The following is an 18,832-nucleotide window of genomic DNA, read 5'->3' on the forward strand; positions in this document are numbered from 1 at the left end:
AAGCGCTGCTGTCAGACGATCTGCAATCCCGGAGGTCTACGGCCGGCGCAGCTTGCGCCCGGTCAGTCGTCCCGCGCCTGTTCCAGCAATTCGCGGTCGCCTTCCAGCCGGGCCTTTCGGGCGCGGCCCCGGTCGAACAGGGTTTTTGCGACCAGACCGCCGCTGACGATGACCGCACCGGGCAGCGATCGCGTAGCAAGCTTGGCAAGTGCGAAGCTGGCGACCGTTTTCTTCAAGGAGCGATTGGCGACGATTTCCGACGCGGTCTCGCTGCCATACCGGCCTTTCAGGAAACCCTTCTCGACCGCGCCGCGCAGCAGGTACGACCCTGCTCGCATGGCAACATCGGCCATGATGACATTCGTGGCCGGATTGACGGACGGGCCGGGCACGCGCCGACGGCGGCCCCGTGTGCGCCTGCGCACCTTGTCTACCGCCTCTGCCCCGTATTCCTCGACATGCTTGACCATATGACCCTCCTGTTGCCCGGACCGCTGCCTGTGCCGCCCCGGTCCGAAGAAGGGAGGCGCGCCTAGCTCTTGCGGCCGAAATCCACCGTGACGACGTTCGAGCCGTCTTCGCTCTCTGTAACGGGCGCGGTGCCTGCCTGTTCCGCCTCGTCGTTTTCGGGTGCCTCGTGTTCTTCCGGGGTCATGTCGGCGACGGTGGCCTGGAACTGCAGCCCGAAATCGACAGCCGGATCGACGAAAGCGGTGATCGCGGCATAGGGAATGTCCAGCTTCGCCGGCATCTGGTTGAAGCTGAGCCCCACGCTGAAGCCATCATCCGTTACCACCAGGTCCCAGAACTTGTTCTGCAGGACGATGGTCATCTCGTCCGGAAACCGCTCGCGCAGATGGGGCGGGATGTTCACGCCGGGAGCCTGCGTCTTGAACGTGATGTAGAAATGATGTTCGCCTGGCAGCTCGTTGGGGCCCCGGGCAATTTCCCCGAGCACGCGGCCGACGACTGCGCGCAAGGCCTCCTGCACGATCTCGTCATAGGGGATCAGGCTGTCTGGTGTGTTGTCGCTCATATCGCGGCAACTCGTGGCGTCGGCAGGCGCGCGGGTCAAGCCGGAAAGCTTGCCTGCCTGTGGTGAGGGCCTATAGCGCGCTCGTTATGCGAACAGGCACAATCACCCGCGACACCGCCGAAACGAAGATCTTGGTCGAGGTCGATCTCGACGGGACCGGCACATACGATGTCTCGACCGGCATCGGTTTTCTCGATCACATGGTGGAACAGTTCAGCCGCCACTCGCTTATCGACGTCACGATGAAGGTGGATGGCGACCTGCATGTCGACCAGCACCACACCACCGAGGACAGCGCGCTCGCGCTGGGGCAGGCCTTGGCAGCTGCGCTGGGGGACAAGGGCGGCATAGGACGATACGGAACGGCGCATTCGCCCATGGACGAGACGCTGGCGCGTGTGGCGCTGGACATTTCGGGACGCCCCTACCTCGTCTGGAAAGCCGGCTTCACGCAGGAAAAGCTGGGCGAATGGGACACCGAACTGATCGAGCACTGGTTCCATTCCGTCTCGCAGACGGCTGGGCTGACGCTCCATGTCGAGCTGCTCTACGGAACCAACAACCACCACATCTGCGAGGCCATCTACAAGGGATTTGCTCGGGCGATGCGCAGCGCGGTCGAACTCGATCCGCGTAAGGGCGGGGCCATTCCCAGCACCAAGGGGCAGCTGGGTGGCTGAAACGGTCGCCCTGATCGATTACGGGGCCGGGAACCTTCATTCGGTAGAGAACGCGCTGAAGGCAGTCGGGGCAGATGTCCTGGTCACGGCGGATGCCGGCGCGGTGGCGTCTGCTTCCCGGATCGTGCTGCCGGGCGTTGGCTCCTACGCCGCCTGCATGAAGGGACTGTCGGCCATTCCCGACATGACGGAAACGCTGGCAGAACGCGTGCTTTCGAAAGGGACACCCTTTCTCGGCATCTGTGTCGGCATGCAATTGATGGCGACACGCGGGCTGGAGCATGGCGCGCATCAGGGCCTTGGCTGGGTTGGCGGCGATGTCGCGCCCCTGCAGGCGAGTGCCGACGTGAAGGTCCCGCATATGGGCTGGAACCGCGTCGAACCAGTCGGCGAACCCTCGCTTGTCGAGCCGGGGGAGGCGTATTTCCTCCATTCCTACGCGCTTCGCTATGCGGGCGAGGGGCAGGTCTCCGTCTGTGCGGCGACCGATCACGGCGGGCCGGTCGTGGCCGCAGTCCAGACCGGCACGGCGCTGGGCGTCCAGTTCCATCCTGAAAAGAGCCAGCGCTACGGGCTCGACCTGCTTTCCCGCTTCCTCGAATGGCGGCCTTGAAAAGGATTCCGGCGTGATCGTATTTCCCGCAATCGACCTGAAAAACGGCGAAGTTGTCCGCCTGGCGGAAGGCGACATGGACCGGGCGACGGTCTACGGCGACAATCCTGCAGCGCAGGCGATGCTGTTCGCCGGGGCAGGGGCGAGCCATCTCCATGTGGTGGATCTCGACGGAGCTTTCGCGGGCGAGAGCCGTAACCGGGACGCGGTCGAAGGAATCTTGAAAGCCTTCCCCGGCAAGATGCAACTGGGCGGCGGCATCCGGGACCGGATCGCGGTCGAGGGCTGGCTGGCGCTCGGCGTCGACCGGATCGTGATCGGATCGGCCGCGCTCAAGAATCCGGACTTCGTGAAGGAAGCCGCGCGCGCCAATCCGCAGTGTATCGTGGTGGCCGTCGACGCGCGCGACGGCATGGTCGCGACCGAGGGCTGGGCGGAGGTCTCCGACGTGCCCGTCGCCGACATGGCGCGCCGGTTCGAGGATGCGGGCGTTGCCAGCCTGCTGTTCACCGATATCGGCCGCGACGGCCTGCTGAAAGGTTGCAATGTTGCAGCGACGCTGGACCTCGCCCGGGCGACCGACTTGCCGGTGATCGCCAGCGGCGGGGTTGCGGGTATGGAGGATATTCACGCGCTTGCCGCCCATGCGGGCGAGGGCATCGAGGGCGTCATCACCGGCCGCGCACTTTACGAAGGTCGGCTCGACCTTGCCGAAGCGATCGGGGCGGCCGGCACATGACCGTCTGCGTTCGCGTCATTCCCTGCCTCGACGTCGCCGATGGCCGCGTGGTGAAGGGCGTCAATTTCGTCGACCTGAAGGATGCCGGCGACCCGGTCGAGCAGGCGCAGGCTTACGATGCTGCGGGGGCGGACGAGCTGTGCTTCCTCGACATATCCGCCACGCATGAGGGGCGGGGTACGCTGCTGGACATGGTCCGCCGCACCGCCAAAGTGTGTTTCATGCCGCTGACCGTGGGCGGCGGGGTCGCCAGCGTGGAGGACGCGCGCGCGCTGCTGCTGGCAGGGGCGGACAAGGTCGCGGTCAACAGCGCGGCGGTGAAGCGGCCTGAACTCGTATCCGACATTGCCGAGAGGATGGGCAGCCAGTGTGTCGTCGCCAGCGTCGATGCTCGCCGGACAGGCGAGGGCCGATGGGAAATCTTTACCCATGGCGGCCGAAAGGCGACGGGCGTCGATGCTGTCGAGCACGCGCGCAGACTGGCCGGTCTCGGCGCAGGCGAACTGCTGGCTACCTCGATGGACGGGGACGGAACGAAGGCAGGATACGACCTCGAATTGACCCGGACCATCGCCGATTCGGTGGATGTGCCGGTTATCGCCAGCGGCGGTGTGGGCACGCTGGATCACCTGGTCGAAGGCGTGACCCGAGGTCATGCGAGCGCGGTGCTGGCGGCCTCGATCTTCCATTTCGGGCAGCACACCGTGTCGCAGGCGCATGATGCCCTGCGCGCCGCCGGACTTCCGGTGCGTTCCGCGATTGTCTGACCCGCAAGGGTTAGCGACTCGGTAACCATCGGTTTCAAAGCGGGACGCCGCTTTTTCCCGCCTTGTGCAGGTGCAACATTTGATGTTCTGCCTTCCCCATGAGCAAGGCCCCATCTTCGGTTCTCCGTTCCAGCGTCGCCATCCTGCTTACGTCCGCATGGGCGTTCCCCGCTGCGGCGCAGGCCGGCACGGCCATTCCGGAGCCGTCCAATCTAGCCCTGTTCGGGATGGGGCTGGCCGGACTGGTGATCGGCCGCCAGGTGGCAAAGCGCCGGTCCGACAGCGAGGAATAGGCTCTTCGTTGCCGCGGCCCGCTTGACGCGGGCGGCGTGGCAGCGCCATGGTGCCATGCATGGAAACGCTGCACCGCCTCGAACAGACCATCGCACAGCGCCGCAGTGCCGATCCCGGCAGCAGCTATGTCGCGCAGCTGACCTCTCGCGGACGCCCCGTCATGGCGCGCAAGCTGGGAGAGGAAGCGGTCGAGGCGACCATCGCCTCGCTCACCGGCGATGACGCGGAAATGGTGGGGGAGGCGGCCGACGTCCTGTTCCATCTCATGGTGCTTCTTGCCGACAGGGGTATTCCGCTGGACGATGTGCTGGCCGAACTCGACCGCCGCGAAGGCGTGTCCGGCCTCGACGAGAAAGCCAGCAGGAGCGAGTAATGCCGATCGACCCGACGAAGCCCTATGACGACGACAATATCTTCGCGAAGATACTGCGCGGCGAAATTCCGGCGAAAAAGGTTTACGAGGACGACTGGGCCTTCGCGTTCGAGGACATCAATCCGCAGGCGGAAATCCACACGCTCGTCATCCCCAAGGGTCGATATGTAAGCTGGGACGATTTTTCCGCCCGCGCTTCCGATGCGGAGATCGGCGGTTTCGTCCGGGCCGTCGGGGAAGTCGCGCGGTCAAAGGGGTTGGTCGAACCCGGCTACCGGCTGATGGCGAATATCGGCGCGCATGGCGGGCAGGAAGTGCCGCATCTCCATGTCCATATCTTCGGGGGCCAGCCGCTCGGCCCGATGATCGCCCGCTGACGGGCTTTCTTCGCTCAGGACGAAGCAGCTCTCCTTTCGTCGCATTACGGAATCGGTTCGTCGATGTCGCTTGCTAGGCGACTCGCCCCTCCGCTAAAGCAGCGGGCGCACCATGACAGTCTCCCCCACTCCTCCCGGTGGCATCTTCGATGGCCCGGTTCACCTCTACGCCGTGCGCGTGTATTACGAGGATACGGACCTGTCCGGCATCACCTATCACGCCAACTACCTGCGCTGGTTCGAACGCGCACGGTCCGACGTGCTGCGCATGCTGCAGATCGACCAGCGCGAGGCGATCGAGGCCGGTGAAGGCGCCTATGCGGTGGCCGATGTGGCTCTGCGATACCTGCGGCCTGCGAAGCTGGACGACGATGTCGTGATCCACACTCGCTGTACCGATATCCGTGCGGCGTCCGTCAGGATGAACCAGCGAGCGATGCGGGGCGACGAATTGCTGTGTACGGCGCAGTTGCGCGTCGGCTTCCTGGCCCCCGACGGACGGCCCCGCCGCCAGCCCGAGGCGTGGCGCAATGCTTTCAAGACTGTTTTGACCGAGGAACCCGTTTCATGAATGTGCTCGCCGTCGCAGCTGCGGCCCCGACCCGCCTCAATCCGCTCGAGCTGTTCCTGGATGCCGACATCGTCGTTCAGGCGGTCATGATCGGCCTGCTGATCGCCTCGGTCTGGAGCTGGATGATCATCATCAGCTTCGCCACCCGGCTTGGTGGGGCGCGTCGCCGGTCCAAGGCGTTCGAGGCCGAGTTCTGGCAGGCGGACGATTTCGACAGCGTCATGCGCGACCACCAGAAGAAAAACGTGCCGGCCGCCCGCGTTGCCAATGCAGCGATGCTGGAATGGAAGCGTTCGACCAAGGGCGGGCTGAAGGATCGCGACGGCGCGCGGCAGAGAATCGCCAGTGCGATGGAGAGTCAGGTCGCGACCGAGGCCGACGATCTGTCCGACCGCCTCGGCTTCCTGGCCACGACCGGCTCCGTCGCGCCGTTCGTGGGCCTGTTCGGCACGGTCTGGGGCATCATGAACAGCTTCTTCCAGATCGGGGCCCAGGAAAGCTCTTCGCTCGCCGTGGTCGCGCCGGGTATTTCGGAAGCGCTGTTCGCCACCGCTATCGGCCTGTTCGCAGCCATTCCCGCAGTGATCGCCTATAACCGCTTCTCGGGCGCGGTAAACGCATTCGAGGGGCGGCTCCAGCGCTTTGCCGACCGGTTCCATGCCAATCTAAGCCGGGAACTAGAGCGCGTCTGACATGGCGATGGGCCTCCACAACACGTCTCGCCGCGGCCGGGGTTCGCGCCGGGCCCCGATGGCGGAAATCAACGTCACGCCGTTCGTGGACGTGATGCTGGTGCTGCTCATCATCTTCATGGTGACAGCGCCGCTGCTGACAGCGGGCGTGCCGGTCGACCTGCCGGAAAGCCGGGCGAATGCGCTGCCGCAGGAAAGCGAGCAGGTCACCGTGTCGATCCTGCAGGACGGTACGATCTATCTCGGCGAACAGCCGCTCGTCCCCGGCAGCTTTGCGCAGGAACTGGAGGCGCTGGGCGCCGTGGGCGACCGGCCCGAGGTCACGCTGCGTGCGGACCGGACGCTCGACTATGGCCTCGTGATGGGCGTGATGGGCGAACTGAACCGTGCCGGTTTCAATTCGATCTCGCTGGTCACCAACGGTTCAGTCGAAGCGCCATAGCTGCTGCGCATGGCTGCAACCGCCCTTCGCCGCGATGAAGCATCCGCCCTGGCAGTGGCTGCGGTCCTGCATGCAGCGCTGATCGGCGTCCTGCTGCTGCAACCGGACGACCGCGCACCCGCGCCGGAGCCGGAACGTGTCGTCGTCAGCCTGTCGGAAGAAGTCGGGCTGACCTCCACCGCGCCGGACCCAGTGGCGGAAAGCCGCGCTCCGCAGGCCCCGACATTCTCCGAACTGGCCGCACCTCCGCCGCCGACACCGGTGCAGGTGACGCCGCCGCAGGACACGCCGCGAACGGTCCCGCCGCGTCCCACGCCGCCGACCCAGGCACGTCCGCGTCCTGCGCCCACCAGCGCCCCGCGGCCGACCCCGACGCGTGCGGCGAGACCGTCTCCGGCACCGACCCGCGCTGCGCGGCCCAGTCCTGCACCGGCACCCGCTCCGTCTCCGCGCGCAACCTCCGGTGCCAGCCGGATCGGCAGCGACTTCCTGCCCGGTAGCGGGGAAAGCGCGTCCAGCGCCGAAACCCGCATTCCCGCATCGCAGATCGGCGGCAGTGCGAAGGCAAGCCTGCTCGCAGCCATTACCCGCGAATTGCGCCCGCACTGGAATGCGCCCAACGGCGTCGATGCCGAATTGCTGGTAACGCCCGTCAGCTGGCGATTGTCCGAAAGCGGGGCGCTGCAGGGCAGCCCTTCGTGCGGAACGACCCGCGGCATTACCGATTCCAATCGCCCGCAGGCCGACCGGCACTGCGAGCTTGCCATCAGGGCGGTTCGTCTTTCCGCCCCTTTCGACTTGCCCGATCAGTATTACAACGCGTGGAAGTCGGTCAGAAACTTCGAATTCAGCGGTGAACTGTGATGCGTATTTCCTTCCTTTTCGGCCTTGCGGTGGTTTTCTCCTCTCCCGTCCTTGCACAGGATCTTGCCGCGCCTGCCCCGGCGGACGGCGAAGTCGTCCAGATCGAGGATGACGAGGAAGGCGGCCTGACAGGCGGCAGCGTCGTCGACCGTATCGATTTCGACGATCTTGGAATTGCCATCCCGGCCTTTGCCGCCGACCGCGACGTGCCCACAGCCGCGAATTCGGCCGGCACGGCAGCGCTGGGGCTGGAACTGGCACGGGTCATCACGTCGGACCTCAAGAATAACGGCCTGTTCAAGCCGACCGGGCCGGACGCACTGCCGCGACCGACTTATCCGCAGATCACGGATCCCCAGTGGAGCACGTGGTCCAACCGCGGTGCGGAAATGCTGGTCCAGGGCTATGTCCGTGCGCAGGGCGACGGGCGGCTGGTGGTGGGCTGCTATCTCTACGACATGGCGCTGCAGGACGAACTGGCCCGTTCCGGCTGGATCGTCCCGCCCTCCGACTGGCGCCGTGCCGCCCATAAGTGCGCCGATCTCGTCTATTCGCGGCTGACTGGCGAAGATCCGTTCTTCGACAGCCGCATCGCCTATATCGCGGAAACGGGGCCGAAGGATAACCGGACCAAGCGGCTGGCCGTCATGGACAGCGACGGGGCCAATCACCGCTTCCTGACGCTGGGCGGCTCGACTGCGCTCACCCCGCGTTATTCCCCCGATTACCGCCGCCTGCTCTATCTCAGCTATGTCGATGGCAATCCGCGGATCTACATCTACGATATCGGTAGCGGTCGCCAGCAACTGGTCACCCAGAACAGCAACCCGACCTTCGCCCCGCGCTGGAGCCCGGATGGCAAGTGGATCCTCTATTCCATGGCCGTCAACGGCAATACCGACATCTACCGCGTCAGCGCCGAAGGGGGCCCCAGCGTCCGCCTGACCGATGCACCGGGCATCGATATCGGCGGCTCCTATTCCCCCGATGCCAGCCAGATCGTGTTCGAAAGCGACCGTTCGGGTAGCCAGCAAATCTATGTGATGGATTCGAACGGCGGCAACCAGCGCCGCCTGTCCTTCTTCGGCGGCCGCGCCGCTACGCCGGAATGGAGCCCGCGCGGCGACCAGATTGCCTTCACGTATATCCCGGGCGACTTCAACATCGCCGTGATGAGCCCCAATGGCCGCAATTTCCGCAAGCTGACGAATGCGTGGCAGGACGAGGCGCCGACCTGGTCGCCCAATGGCCGCATCATCCAGTTCTTCCGGACAGAGCGCAATTCGGGCAAGACGTCGATCTACCAGGTGGACCTGACGGGCGAGAACGAACGCCGCCTGCCCACCCCGGTGAACGCGTCGGACCCGGCATGGGGACCGATCCTTCCCTGATTGCGTTGTCTTAGCAGATAACCCCGGAACCGGCGCTGCATCAGGGCCGGGATACCGGGGCGAAAACCCGGACGACCCGGATGATGGTCGCGTTCCATCCCTCTTGGACCTGAGGAGTTACTTATGACGTACCGTATCGCCACCACAATGCTGCTCGCCGGCACGCTCGCCCTTGGCGCGTGCAAGAAGGACGCACCGGAAGACCTGCCTCCGCCGCCGATCGATCCGAATGCCGGGTCGAACCAGCAGGCCGGACCGGCTACCCCGGGCGTCGGGACGAACGAGCATTTCGTTGCCGGGGTCAACGGCCAGAACATCATCTATTTCGACACCGACCGCTACAATATCGACAGCGCCGATGCCGCCGCCCTGCAGACGCAGGCGCAGTATCTCGCCCAGTATCCCAGTGTCTCGGTCACGATCGAGGGCCATGCCGATGAACGCGGAACGCGTGAATACAACCTCGCTCTGGGCGAGCGGCGCGCGAATGCGGCGAAGAACTACCTGACGTCGATCGGTGTGGCAGCCAATCGCATCTCCGTCGTCAGCTATGGCGAGGAACGCCCGGTTGCGCTGGCATCCAATCCCGAGGCGTGGGCACAGAACCGCCGTGCGGTGACGATCGTCGTCAACTAAGCCGCGGTGCGGACTGCACTGTTCGACAAGGGGGCCCTGCCGATTAGGCGGGGCCCTTTTTCGTTCAGTCGAACATTACGACCGGTGACAGTGCCATGCCCGGGCTGGAGCGGTCGCCGGACCGGTCGCCAGCAGGACCCGTCGACACAGCGAACAGCGCCATGGCGACCACGCTTGCGATTACTGATACGGACAATTGCTTGCTCATCGGTCCCGGTCCGGCCTGATCGTGAAAATGCTGGTAATGCCGACCTGTGAAGGCTTCGTTGCAGGGCGGCACCGAAGAAAACATTTCATGGCCCAGCGGGTTCCCACGCCTTCCTTCTGCGCGCAACAATCCCTAGACTATCGCCATGATCCTCCGACGAGCGACTTCGAGACTGCGTTTTGCCTAGGGCGGGCCGTTCCAACGACTGGGGCTTTCCCCGCTGGCGTCCCTATGGCTCCAGCCGCGAAACCGTGGCCCAACGGGAATGCGACCGGCACGGCTGCACGGAAGCCGGGCTGTGTCCTGCGCCCAAGTCGCCCAACAGCCCCGACCGCTGGCATTTCTGCCAGAAGCACGCGGCGGAATACAACAAGGGCTGGGATTACTTCGAAGGGCTGGACAAGGAACAGGCCGCCGAACGCAAGCGGACCGAGCAGCGCGATGCAAACGCCTATGCCGAGGCGCAGCATTACGGCTGGGCCGGCAGCGGGGACGGCACCTGGACCGCCGACGAGCTGCTGGCGCTGGAAGTGCTGGAATTGGAAACCGACGCCGATTTCGAGACGATCAAGAAAGCGTATCGCATCCGCGCGAAGGCGGTGCACCCGGATGTGAAACCGGGCGACGAGGAAGCGGCGAAGGAATTCCAGAAGATTCAGGTCGCCTACGAAGTCCTGAAAAACGGCGAGGACCGTCGCAGCTGGAAGGGGTAGGGCCTTAGCCTTCGAAGTCAGTTGTCGACCCGATTACGGACCCTGGTGGCGAACCCGAAACTTGGGAGATGAAACGAAAAGCCCGGAACTTCAGCGTGGGGTGTGTAGGCGTCGTCATCGTGTTCATTATCGCAACAATGCTTGGCTGGCCCCCTATCTGGGACACATTGTTTGGGCTCGCATACTGCTTTGACGGATATGGCGGCTGCCCTTGGCAGTAATGTCCACCAACCACCCACCATCGGACCTTCCTGCTCTCCAGTGCGTAAGTCACGCAAAGGAGAAAAACGATGCCCGATAACCAGGATACCCTCTACACCATGCCCGGCACCTGCTCGCTCGCCGCCAACATCGCGGTCGCGTGGCTGGATGCGCCGGTTGCGGTCGCGAACATGGACTATGGCGACCACAAGAAGGACGCCTATCTGAAGATCAATCCGAAGGGGAAGGTGCCCGCGATCCGTTTTGCCGATGGCGATGTGCTGACCGAGCTTTCGGCGATCCTCGGCTGGCTGGGGGCGGAGCATGGCAAGGACCGCTATGCGCGCGACACCACGCTGGGCCGCCGCGAGGCGGAGGCACTTTCCTACATGACGAGCGAAGTCCATGCCTCCTACGGCCCGCATTTTGCAGCGCAGAACTTCGCCGAAAGCGAGTCGGCACAGGAAGAAGTGAAGCAGGCCGCCTACGATACGCTTCGCGGCCATTACGAACGGATGGAGAAGAAACTCTCCAATGCCGGCGGCGAATGGTACCTGGGCGAGAAGAGCTTTGCCGACGCGTTCCTCTATGTCCTCGTGCGCTGGCTCGACCAGACGCCGCTGTCGCTGGGGGATTACCCGTCGCTATCCCCGCACCGTGACCGGATGGAGGCGGATGAGGGCGTGAAAACCGCACTCGCCCGGCAGGACATGGAGCCGCAAGGCTGAACGCGCTTCATTCGTAGGAAATCGTGATCGCCGATGCCGCTTCGCCTGCAACACGGCGAGCGGTATCGGTATCCACCGCCGAGGCGAGTGCGACACCCATCCGGCGATATGGGCGGGTCACGGGTTTGCCGAAGATGCGCACGTCCGCGCCGCCTGTCATGGCGTCCGCCATACCTTCATAGCGAAAGTCCTCGCTTTCCCGGTCGGCCAGGATAACGGCACTTGCCGACGGGCGCGCGCGGATTTCCTGCGGGATGGGCAGGCCCATGATCGCCCGTGCGTGAAGGTCGAATTCCGACAGGTTCTGGCTCGCCAGCGTGACCATACCCGTATCGTGGGGCCGGGGGCTGAGTTCGGAGAAGATGACCTCCTCCCCCCGCACGAAGAACTCGACGCCAAACAGGCCGTAGCCCGCCCCGCCTGATGCCAGCGCATCCACGACCCGGCGGGCCATGTCCTGCGCCGCCGCGATGGCGCCGTCCGCCATGGCGACCGGTTGCCAGCTTTCGCGGTAGTCCCCGCGTTCCTGCCGATGGCCGATGGGCGGGCAGAAGGTCACGCCGTCCTTGTGACGCACCGTCAGTAGCGTGATTTCATAGTCGAAATCGATGAAGCCTTCGACGATGACACGCGCCCGGTCGCCGCGCATACCGGCGCAGGCGTAGTCCCATGCAGCCTCAAACTCCCCCTCCGAATGCACGGTGCTCTGGCCTTTGCCGGAGGAGGACATGACCGGCTTGATGACGCAGGGAAAACCCGTCACCTCGGCCGCAGCGCGCACCTCGTCCAGGCTTTCGGCATAGCGATAGGTGCTGGTGGTAATCCCCAGTTCCTGCGCCGCCAGATCGCGGATGGCGTCGCGGTTCATGGTCATCTGTGTCGCGCGTGCGCTGGGCACGATATTGAACCCGGACGCTTCGAGATCGGCCAGCACCTCGGTCCGGATCGCCTCGACCTCGGGCACGACGTAATCGGGTTCGTGCCGCTGGGCGACGCTGCGCAAGGCCTCGCCGTCGAGCATGGAGAAGACCTCGCTCTCGTCCGCCACCTGCGTTGCCGGCGCGTCAGCATAGCTGTCGCAAGCGACGACATACGCGCCCAGCCGCTTTGCCGAGATAACGAATTCGCGCCCCAGTTCGCCGGAGCCGAGGAGCAGGATCTTCGCAGTGAACGCCATCAGGTCACGTCTTTCGCAGAAAGCCCGGGCGGCGGACTGTCGTTCCACCACGCGGTGTTGGAGAAGGGCCGGATATCCACTTCGTGGCTCCAGCAATTGCGCGGCTGGTGCGCCAGGTGCCAGTAGGTTTCGGCGATCGCAGCGGGGTCGATCATGCCGTCCTCGCCCTGTGCCAGTTTGTACGCCTCGAAATTCTCGCCCAGCATCCTGCCCAGCGTATCCGGCGCATCGACAGGCCCATCGACCACCACGTGCGCCACATGGACACCCTGCGGTGCCAGTTCGGCATTCAGGGTCTGGCACAGCATCCGCCGCCCGCCCATCGCCGCAGCGTGGCTATGCTGCCCGGCATTGCCACGCACGGCCGCGGTAGCGCTGGTGACGAGGATCGTTCCGGCCCCGCGCTCGACCATGCGCGGGGCAAGGATGTGGGCGAGCCGGAAGAGGCCGAACGTGCCCAGCCGCCAACCCAGTTCGAAGGTCCGGTGCGGTGTGTCGCCCAGTACCCGGTTCCCGATCTGCGCGCCCAGATTGTAGAGCGCGCAGGAGATCGGGCCGATATCGCTTTCGACCCATCCCACCAGATCTTCGATCGTGCCGTCCGCAGCGGCATCCAGAAGCGTGCCGCTCGCCTCGCCTCCTGCATCCTCGATTTGCCGGACCAGCTTCGCCAGCCCCGCCTCGTCCGACCGCCGGGCAAGGACGGCATGATAGCCGCCCCCGGCGAAGCGCTGCGCCACGTGCCCGCCGATCCCGGCACCGGCTCCGATGACGAGACAGACGGGGCTGGGCACGCTCATCGGATCAGACCGCTTCCAGCGCCTGCTCGAAGTCGGCGATCAGGTCGTCCGCGTCCTCGATCCCGATGCTGATACGCACCAGGCTGTCGGTGATGCCGAGTTCCTGCCGGCGGCCATGGGCGACCGAGAGGTGGGTCATGCTGGCCGGGTGGCTGGCGAGTGTCTCCGTCCCGCCGAGGCTGACGGCCAGCTTGGCGACTTTCAGATTGTCGAGGAAGCGGAAGCATTCCTCTTCGCCGCCTTTCAGGAACAGCGAGAAGGTGCTGCCTGCGCCCAGACAATGCCGGTCGTAGATGTCCTTCTGACGCTCGTCCTCGATCATGCCGAGATAGCCCAGGCCGTCGACCTTGGGATGCTGTTTCAGGAATTCGCAGACCCTGGCAGCGTTCTCGCCGGCGCGCTGCATGCGCAGTTCCACGGTCTCGAGGCTGCGGCACAGCATCCACGCAGTGTTGGGATCGGCAATGCCGCCCATCGTGTTCCTGAGCGCGCGAATGGCATCGATGAACCGCTTCGGCCCGGCAACGCTGCCCGCCACGAGGTCGGAATGGCCGCCGACATATTTGGTCAGGCTGTAGACCACCAAGTCCGCGCCGTGCTCCAGCGGACGCTGCCACAGGGGGCCGAGAAAGGTGTTGTCGATCGCAATAGGACAGCGGTCGGGATCGAAATGCGCATCGCGCGCTACCTTTACCGCCTCGATATCGACCAGCGCATTGGTCGGGTTGCCCGGGCTTTCGAGGTAGATCAGCGGAACCTCGCCGCCCTGTTCCTCGGCCTTGGCCTTCGCCGCCTTCATTACCTCGTCCAGTTTCTCGGCGCTCGCGCCGGCGGGGAAGTCGATATAGGTCACGCCGTATTTCGCCATGGTCTTGGCGACGAAGCCTTCCGAGGCGGCGTATAGCGGTCCGGAATGGACGATCACGTCACCCGCCTTGCACGCGGCCAGCATCAGGATGGCGATAGCGGTCATGCCGCTGGAGAAGCTGAGCGCTTCTTCCGCGCCGTCCCAGATCGCGAGGCGATCCTCCAGGATTTCCTGGTTCGGGCCGTTGAAGCGTGAATAGACGAGGCCGTCTGCGCCGCCCGGGCGCTGGCCGGTAATGCCTTCAAAGTGACGCTTGCCCGCCGCCGCGCTCTCGAAGGCGAAGGTGCTGGTAAGGAAAACGGGACTTTTCAGCGAACCTTCGGACAGGGCGGGGTCGAAGCCGTGGCCCATCATCAGGGTTGCAGGCTTCAGTTCGCGTCCGCCGATGGTCGTGACCTCTGGCTTGGGATTGCGGCGCGGGGTCGGCTGCTCGGTTGCGGAATCGGCGGTGCTGGGCGTATCGGTCATTGGGACAGGCTTCCTGTTACATATGCTCCCAGGAAGGCAGGAGCCGTGATCTGCACCGTCGGGGCGGCCCGCTCCTAACCTCCGCAGGAGCGCATCTCCACCGGGCGCGTCGTGATAGGGCGGCGATTATCGTGTCCGCCCGTCCGCTTCAAGCGAACACAGCAGCCACCAGCCAGACCGCGCCGACGATCAGGCCGATGCCGAGCAGGTCGAGGATCAGGCCCGCCTTCACCATGCGTTCTATCCTGATCCGGCCCGTCGCCCACGCGATGGCATTGGGTCCGGTTCCGGCCGGCAGCATGAAGCCCCAGCTGGCGGCGAGAGCGGCCGGCATGGCAAGCAGCACCGGGTCGGCCCCCAGCGCGACGACCAGGCTGGCGACGACCGGGATGATCGCGCTGGCAGTGGCGACATTGCTGGCGAACTCGGTAATCAGGACGACCATCGCCACCAGTGCCAGCGCGACCAGCAGCAGCGGCACGGTTTCCAGCACCAGCAGCGCATTGCCAAGCCAGTCGGCAAGCCCGCTCGCGCCCATGCCCGCGGCGAGGGCCAGCCCGCCGCCGAACATCATGATGACGCCCCATGGCGCGCGGTCGGCTTCCTGCCAGGTCAGCAGCGGGCGGCCCGTGCCGTCTGGCAGCAGGAACAGCGCGAGGCTGGCGATGATGGCGATCGTCCCGTCCGTCCAGCTGCCAGCGGGGAGGTAGGGCGCGACCAGCAGCCTGGTCATCCAGGCCAGGAACGTGATGGCCACCACTGCCATGACCCGCTTCTGCGGCGTGCCGAGAGGCGCATCTTGGGCGATGGCGTCTCGCGCCTTGGCCACATCGAAGGGGTGCGCGGCGACCCGCTGCACCCGCGCGATGACTAACGCCGCTGCGGGCACGCCGATCAGCACGACGGGGAGGCCGTACAGCATCCACTCCGCAAAGCTGATCTGCACGCCGATGGAAGTCTCCAACAGGCCCACCGCAATCGCATTGGTGGGGGACCCGACCAGCGTGCCCAGCCCGCCGATGCTGGCGGCAAAGGCGATCCCCATCGGCAAGGCGCCGTAAAGACCGTCCGCCGTGTCTTCCACGCTTCCTCCCCCGGCCAGGACGGCAAGCGCCATCGGCATCATGATGAGCGTGGTGGAGGTATTGGAAATGAGCATACTCAGGATCGCCGCGCTCGCCATGAAGGCAATGAGCAGTCCTGCCTGCCCGCCGCGCTGTCCCAGCGCATTCAGGATCGCCGTCGCCAGTCGCTTGTGCAGCCCCGTGCGTTCGATGGCGAGAGCGATGAACGCGCCGCCCAGCAGGAGGAACAGGATCGGGGAATAATAGGTGCTGGCCGTTGTCCGCGCGTCGCTGACCCCGGCGAAGGGCAGGACGATGAATGGCATCAGCGCGGTTGCGGTCAGCGGCAGGGCTTCCGTCATCCACCACGCCGCCATCAGGACGACCAGCCCCGCCACGATGAACGCCTCCCGGCTCATCCCGGCAGGTGGCGGCGCGAAAACGCCGAATGCCAGGGCCAGCGCGCCGACCAGCAGCCCGATTGTTCGTGCAGTCATCCTCGAATTCCCCTCCGTCGCCGGTTCAACCACAGCTTGGCGGGCAGGGGAAGGGCACTTTCGCGCACGTGAACGGGAACGTCAGGTCCGGTTGGGTCGCTTCATGGCAGTATGAAACGCATGAAGACAGCTTCCCTTATTGCCACCTGTTCGATCGCTGCGAGCGGGCTTGCGGCTACTGCGTTTGCAGCGACGGCGATGGGCCAGGAATACAGGCAGGCGCGGCCCTATCCCGGCGTCGATACGCCTGCCGTGCGCGCGCCCGTTCCCGCGAAGGTAGAAACCTCCGCGCCGGTCAGGTCTCGCGGGACAACTGGGGCAGGGACGCCCGAACGCTACCGCTTGCAGGCACCCGTACAAGCGGCCTTCAGCGGGCCGGCTGCGAATGCTTCAAATTGGGAAATCGGACCCGTCATACGCGGGAAAAGCCGTTCGCCCGGAATGCCGCTGAGGCCGACGCAGCAAGGATCGGCCAATGCTGGCGGGTGGAGCTTCGATTTTCCCTACCCGCGCCCGCAGGCAGGGCACGTTCATTACGTGACCGCACCTGCCTCCGCGATGCAGGTGGACCTTGCGGATGCAAGGCGCATCACGATGACCTATCGCATCGACGCGGCGCCGGGCACGCAGTTCCATCCCCAGGAATATCCCGGGACGCCTGCGACCCTGTCCCTGTATTTCCAGGTGCGTGGGGACAATTGGAGCGGGCGAGACCAGTACCGATTCGCCCGCTGGTATTCGCCCGCGGACAAGGTTGTCCGCCTGCGACCCGGAACGCATACGGTCAGTATCGATCTGGACGACAACTGGGCTGCGGTGACAGCCTTTACCCGCGACCGCGCACCGGGCGAATTTCGCCGGTCGCTGGAAAACGCCGCGCGCATCGGCTTTACGCTGGGCGGCAAGGGCGGACGAGGGCACGGCGTCTATGCCACCGGCCCTGCGCGGTTTACCGTGCTGGATTTCCGGACCGAGTAGGCCTCAATCGCCGGAGTGGAGGCGCGCGTCCTCATCGAGGGGGGGCGGCCGCGCCGCCCGATAGTCCGGACCCGCCGGGCCCTGTCGGGATGACAGGCGTTCCGCTTTCCGGTCCCCCTCCGCTTTCCGGTCCTTTATCCGGCGGACGCTTATCGCGCGGCGGTTTGCCTGGCGAACCCCGGTCCAGCCATTGGCCGAACCGCGCGAACCACCCGGCCTCGCTCCTCTTTCGGCGGCGGAAGAAAGGTTTCCGGAACGGTTCCGGCCCGCTCAAGCCTGCACCGTCACTTCGGCGCGAGGACCATCAGCATCTGGCGACCTTCGAGCCGCGGGAAAGCCTCGACCTTGGCGGTTTCTTCCATGTCGTCGCGGACACGGTTCAGCAGGTCCATGCCCAGGTTCTGGTGCGCCATCTCGCGCCCGCGGAACCGCAGGGTCACCTTCACCTTGTCGCCATTGTCGATGAACTTGTTCACGTTGCGCATTTTGACATCGTAGTCGTGCGTATCGATGTTCGGACGCATCTTGACCTCTTTGATGTCCTGCGTCTTCTGCGTCTTGCGCTGCAGATTGGCCTTTTTCTGCGCTTCGAACCGGTGCTTGCCCACATCGAGGAACTTGCAGACCGGCGGATTCGCATTCGGCGACACCTCGACGAGATTCAGGCCGGCTTCGGCCGCCTGTTCGATCGCTTCATTGGTGTACATGACACCGAGATTTTCGCCTTCATCATCGATGACGCGGACTTTCTCGGACTGGATGAACTGGTCGTAGCGAGGGCCGCTCTTGGTCGGCGGCTGCAGGGAACGACGGGGTGGACGAGCTATGGGGCGATTCCTTTGTCTTGTTTCGTTGGAGCCTTCACATAAGGCCAAATCGCGACTTTTGCTAGGTGGATTGAGAAGGATGCGCGCCTTTTGTCCGCCTCATGCCGCGACCCGTGCCCCCTCCCGCCACAGCGGGAAGCGGGCGAGACGCCCCCCGGCCGGAAGGATGGCCTCTATCGAACGGGCGGGTTGCAAAGCTTTCAGGATGGCGCGGTCGCCTGCCGGCATCCCGCCGGTGAACGCGCCGAAGGCAGGCGCGATTATCCGGTGCGTTCCCGCGCCCGTATCCGCCAGCACGGCGCAGGGCCGGCTGATGCGGCGGCGCTGCACGCTGACCGTCAGCTTGGGATGGTAATGGCCCGAGATTTCCGGGCGGGTCTCCCCCCGTTTTGCCTCGTGCCGCAGGATCACGCCGCCAAGCTCCATCTCCTCGACCAAGGTCCCGCCGCAACGCGCCTCCGCGACGCTGCCGTCCCGGCGCGTATCGTGATTGCCGGTGATCCAGATCCAGTCGAGCGAGCCGGTCAGCGATTCCAGCAACGCGCAATCGTGATCGTCCAGCCGCGTCGCGCCATCGGCATCATGGAAATTGTCGCCCAGCGTGATGACGCGCCTCGCCCCTGTCTCGCGCACTTCCTTCGCCACCCGTTCCAAGGTCTCGCGCGTGTCGTAGGGCGGCAGCATCTGGCCATGCCGGGCATAGAAGCTCGCCTTTTCGAGATGCAGGTCGGCCACCAGCAGCGCATTCTCGCGCGGCCAGAACAACGCGCGGCCTTTCGTGAGCAGCAGCTCTGTATCAGCGAACGAAACGGGAACCATGCACCGCTA

The 18,832-nt window shown here is 65.1% G+C and carries 25 protein-coding genes; 16 read left to right on the plus strand and 9 right to left on the minus strand.

Features of this window, described 5'->3' with window-relative positions:
• Nucleotides 1-62 precede the first annotated feature (62 nt).
• Both ACGHJ7_RS12885 and ACGHJ7_RS12890 read right to left on the minus strand, forming a co-directional pair.
• The gene (locus tag ACGHJ7_RS12885) at nt 63-470 is read right to left on the minus strand and encodes a hypothetical protein (RefSeq protein ID WP_390478380.1); all 408 of its coding nucleotides are present in this window, start codon (nt 468-470) and stop codon (nt 63-65) included.
• Nucleotides 471-532: 62 nt separating this feature from the next.
• Nucleotides 533-1,036: an SspB family protein gene (locus ACGHJ7_RS12890; protein WP_390478382.1), complete on the minus strand. Its 504-nt coding sequence runs from the start codon at nt 1,034-1,036 to the stop codon at nt 533-535.
• Between the two features lie 86 nt (nt 1,037-1,122).
• Here ACGHJ7_RS12890 and hisB point away from each other — a divergent pair, with 86 nt between their 5' ends.
• The 13 genes from hisB (at nt 1,123) to pal (ending at nt 9,475) form a co-directional block, all read left to right on the plus strand.
• The gene (gene hisB, locus ACGHJ7_RS12895) at nt 1,123-1,716 is read left to right on the plus strand and encodes an imidazoleglycerol-phosphate dehydratase HisB (protein WP_390478385.1); all 594 of its coding nucleotides are present in this window, start codon (nt 1,123-1,125) and stop codon (nt 1,714-1,716) included.
• A complete protein-coding gene (hisH, locus tag ACGHJ7_RS12900) occupies nt 1,709-2,329 on the plus strand; it encodes an imidazole glycerol phosphate synthase subunit HisH (protein WP_390478388.1) in 621 nt (206 codons plus the stop codon). Before hisB ends, hisH begins: the two co-directional genes overlap by 8 nt.
• Before the next feature lie 13 nt (nt 2,330-2,342).
• The gene (gene hisA / locus ACGHJ7_RS12905; RefSeq protein WP_390478390.1) at nt 2,343-3,068 is read left to right on the plus strand and encodes a 1-(5-phosphoribosyl)-5-[(5-phosphoribosylamino)methylideneamino]imidazole-4-carboxamide isomerase; all 726 of its coding nucleotides are present in this window, start codon (nt 2,343-2,345) and stop codon (nt 3,066-3,068) included.
• Nucleotides 3,065-3,835 carry an imidazole glycerol phosphate synthase subunit HisF gene (hisF, locus tag ACGHJ7_RS12910; RefSeq protein ID WP_390478392.1) on the plus strand — a complete coding sequence of 257 codons (771 nt, stop codon included), beginning with the start codon at nt 3,065-3,067 and terminating at the stop codon, nt 3,833-3,835. The genes hisA and hisF overlap by 4 nt, the downstream gene beginning before the upstream one ends.
• Nucleotides 3,836-3,933: 98 nt before the next feature.
• Nucleotides 3,934-4,128, plus strand: coding sequence for a PEP-CTERM sorting domain-containing protein (locus ACGHJ7_RS12915; RefSeq protein ID WP_390478395.1), 195 nt, complete (start codon nt 3,934-3,936; stop codon nt 4,126-4,128).
• A gap of 59 nt (nt 4,129-4,187) precedes the next feature.
• Complete coding sequence (locus tag ACGHJ7_RS12920) at nt 4,188-4,502, plus strand: phosphoribosyl-ATP diphosphatase (protein WP_390478398.1); 315 nt, start codon at nt 4,188-4,190, stop codon at nt 4,500-4,502.
• Nucleotides 4,502-4,879, plus strand: coding sequence for a histidine triad nucleotide-binding protein (locus tag ACGHJ7_RS12925; RefSeq protein ID WP_390478401.1), 378 nt, complete (start codon nt 4,502-4,504; stop codon nt 4,877-4,879). Before ACGHJ7_RS12920 ends, ACGHJ7_RS12925 begins: the two co-directional genes overlap by 1 nt.
• 112 nt (nt 4,880-4,991) lie before the next feature.
• On the plus strand, nt 4,992-5,450 hold the full coding sequence (locus tag ACGHJ7_RS12930; RefSeq protein WP_390478403.1) for a YbgC/FadM family acyl-CoA thioesterase: 459 nt from the start codon (nt 4,992-4,994) through the stop codon (nt 5,448-5,450).
• Entirely contained in the window at nt 5,447-6,142 is a 696-nt protein-coding gene (tolQ, locus tag ACGHJ7_RS12935) for a protein TolQ (protein WP_390478406.1), read from the plus strand. The genes ACGHJ7_RS12930 and tolQ overlap by 4 nt, the downstream gene beginning before the upstream one ends.
• 1 nt (nt 6,143) lies before the next feature.
• Complete coding sequence (locus ACGHJ7_RS12940; protein ID WP_390478409.1) at nt 6,144-6,584, plus strand: ExbD/TolR family protein; 441 nt, start codon at nt 6,144-6,146, stop codon at nt 6,582-6,584.
• Between the two features lie 9 nt (nt 6,585-6,593).
• Nucleotides 6,594-7,448 carry an energy transducer TonB gene (locus ACGHJ7_RS12945; RefSeq protein WP_390478411.1) on the plus strand — a complete coding sequence of 285 codons (855 nt, stop codon included), beginning with the start codon at nt 6,594-6,596 and terminating at the stop codon, nt 7,446-7,448.
• On the plus strand, nt 7,448-8,839 hold the full coding sequence (tolB, locus tag ACGHJ7_RS12950; RefSeq protein ID WP_390478414.1) for a Tol-Pal system beta propeller repeat protein TolB: 1,392 nt from the start codon (nt 7,448-7,450) through the stop codon (nt 8,837-8,839). The genes ACGHJ7_RS12945 and tolB overlap by 1 nt, the downstream gene beginning before the upstream one ends.
• Nucleotides 8,840-8,962: 123 nt before the next feature.
• Nucleotides 8,963-9,475, plus strand: a complete 513-nt coding sequence (pal, locus tag ACGHJ7_RS12955; protein ID WP_390478417.1) for a peptidoglycan-associated lipoprotein Pal — start codon at nt 8,963-8,965, stop codon at nt 9,473-9,475.
• A 64-nt stretch (nt 9,476-9,539) separates the two neighbouring features.
• On the opposite strand, the gene ACGHJ7_RS12960 is transcribed toward pal, so the two are convergent.
• Nucleotides 9,540-9,683: a hypothetical protein gene (locus ACGHJ7_RS12960; protein WP_390478420.1), complete on the minus strand. Its 144-nt coding sequence runs from the start codon at nt 9,681-9,683 to the stop codon at nt 9,540-9,542.
• A gap of 179 nt (nt 9,684-9,862) precedes the next feature.
• Here ACGHJ7_RS12960 and ACGHJ7_RS12965 point away from each other — a divergent pair, with 179 nt between their 5' ends.
• Nucleotides 9,863-10,396, plus strand: a complete 534-nt coding sequence (locus ACGHJ7_RS12965; RefSeq protein WP_390478423.1) for a J domain-containing protein — start codon at nt 9,863-9,865, stop codon at nt 10,394-10,396.
• A gap of 290 nt (nt 10,397-10,686) precedes the next feature.
• Nucleotides 10,687-11,325 (plus strand): glutathione S-transferase family protein, encoded by a 639-nt coding sequence (locus ACGHJ7_RS12970; RefSeq protein WP_390478426.1) that lies wholly within the window; start codon nt 10,687-10,689, stop codon nt 11,323-11,325.
• Nucleotides 11,326-11,332: 7 nt separating this feature from the next.
• Here the strand turns inward: ACGHJ7_RS12970 and purT are convergent, their stop codons facing one another.
• The 4 genes from purT to ACGHJ7_RS12990 form a co-directional block, all read right to left on the minus strand.
• The gene (gene purT / locus ACGHJ7_RS12975) at nt 11,333-12,502 is read right to left on the minus strand and encodes a formate-dependent phosphoribosylglycinamide formyltransferase (protein WP_390478429.1); all 1,170 of its coding nucleotides are present in this window, start codon (nt 12,500-12,502) and stop codon (nt 11,333-11,335) included.
• Nucleotides 12,502-13,302, minus strand: coding sequence for an SDR family NAD(P)-dependent oxidoreductase (locus ACGHJ7_RS12980; RefSeq protein ID WP_390478431.1), 801 nt, complete (start codon nt 13,300-13,302; stop codon nt 12,502-12,504). Before ACGHJ7_RS12980 ends, purT begins: the two co-directional genes overlap by 1 nt.
• 4 nt (nt 13,303-13,306) lie before the next feature.
• Entirely contained in the window at nt 13,307-14,638 is a 1,332-nt protein-coding gene (locus tag ACGHJ7_RS12985; protein ID WP_390478434.1) for a cystathionine gamma-synthase family protein, read from the minus strand.
• Between the two features lie 148 nt (nt 14,639-14,786).
• The gene (locus ACGHJ7_RS12990; RefSeq protein WP_390478436.1) at nt 14,787-16,199 is read right to left on the minus strand and encodes an SLC13 family permease; all 1,413 of its coding nucleotides are present in this window, start codon (nt 16,197-16,199) and stop codon (nt 14,787-14,789) included.
• A gap of 120 nt (nt 16,200-16,319) precedes the next feature.
• Here ACGHJ7_RS12990 and ACGHJ7_RS12995 point away from each other — a divergent pair, with 120 nt between their 5' ends.
• Entirely contained in the window at nt 16,320-17,177 is an 858-nt protein-coding gene (locus tag ACGHJ7_RS12995) for a hypothetical protein (RefSeq protein ID WP_390478438.1), read from the plus strand.
• A 284-nt stretch (nt 17,178-17,461) separates the two neighbouring features.
• On the opposite strand, the gene infC is transcribed toward ACGHJ7_RS12995, so the two are convergent.
• Together infC and pdeM are read right to left on the minus strand one after the other, a co-directional pair.
• Complete coding sequence (gene infC / locus ACGHJ7_RS13000; protein ID WP_390478496.1) at nt 17,462-17,980, minus strand: translation initiation factor IF-3; 519 nt, start codon at nt 17,978-17,980, stop codon at nt 17,462-17,464.
• A gap of 123 nt (nt 17,981-18,103) precedes the next feature.
• Complete coding sequence (gene pdeM / locus ACGHJ7_RS13005; RefSeq protein WP_390478441.1) at nt 18,104-18,823, minus strand: ligase-associated DNA damage response endonuclease PdeM; 720 nt, start codon at nt 18,821-18,823, stop codon at nt 18,104-18,106.
• Nucleotides 18,824-18,832 lie beyond the last annotated feature (9 nt).

The organism is Altererythrobacter sp. MTPC7, assembly GCF_042851395.1.
Lineage (GTDB): Bacteria > Pseudomonadota > Alphaproteobacteria > Sphingomonadales > Sphingomonadaceae > CAJXSN01.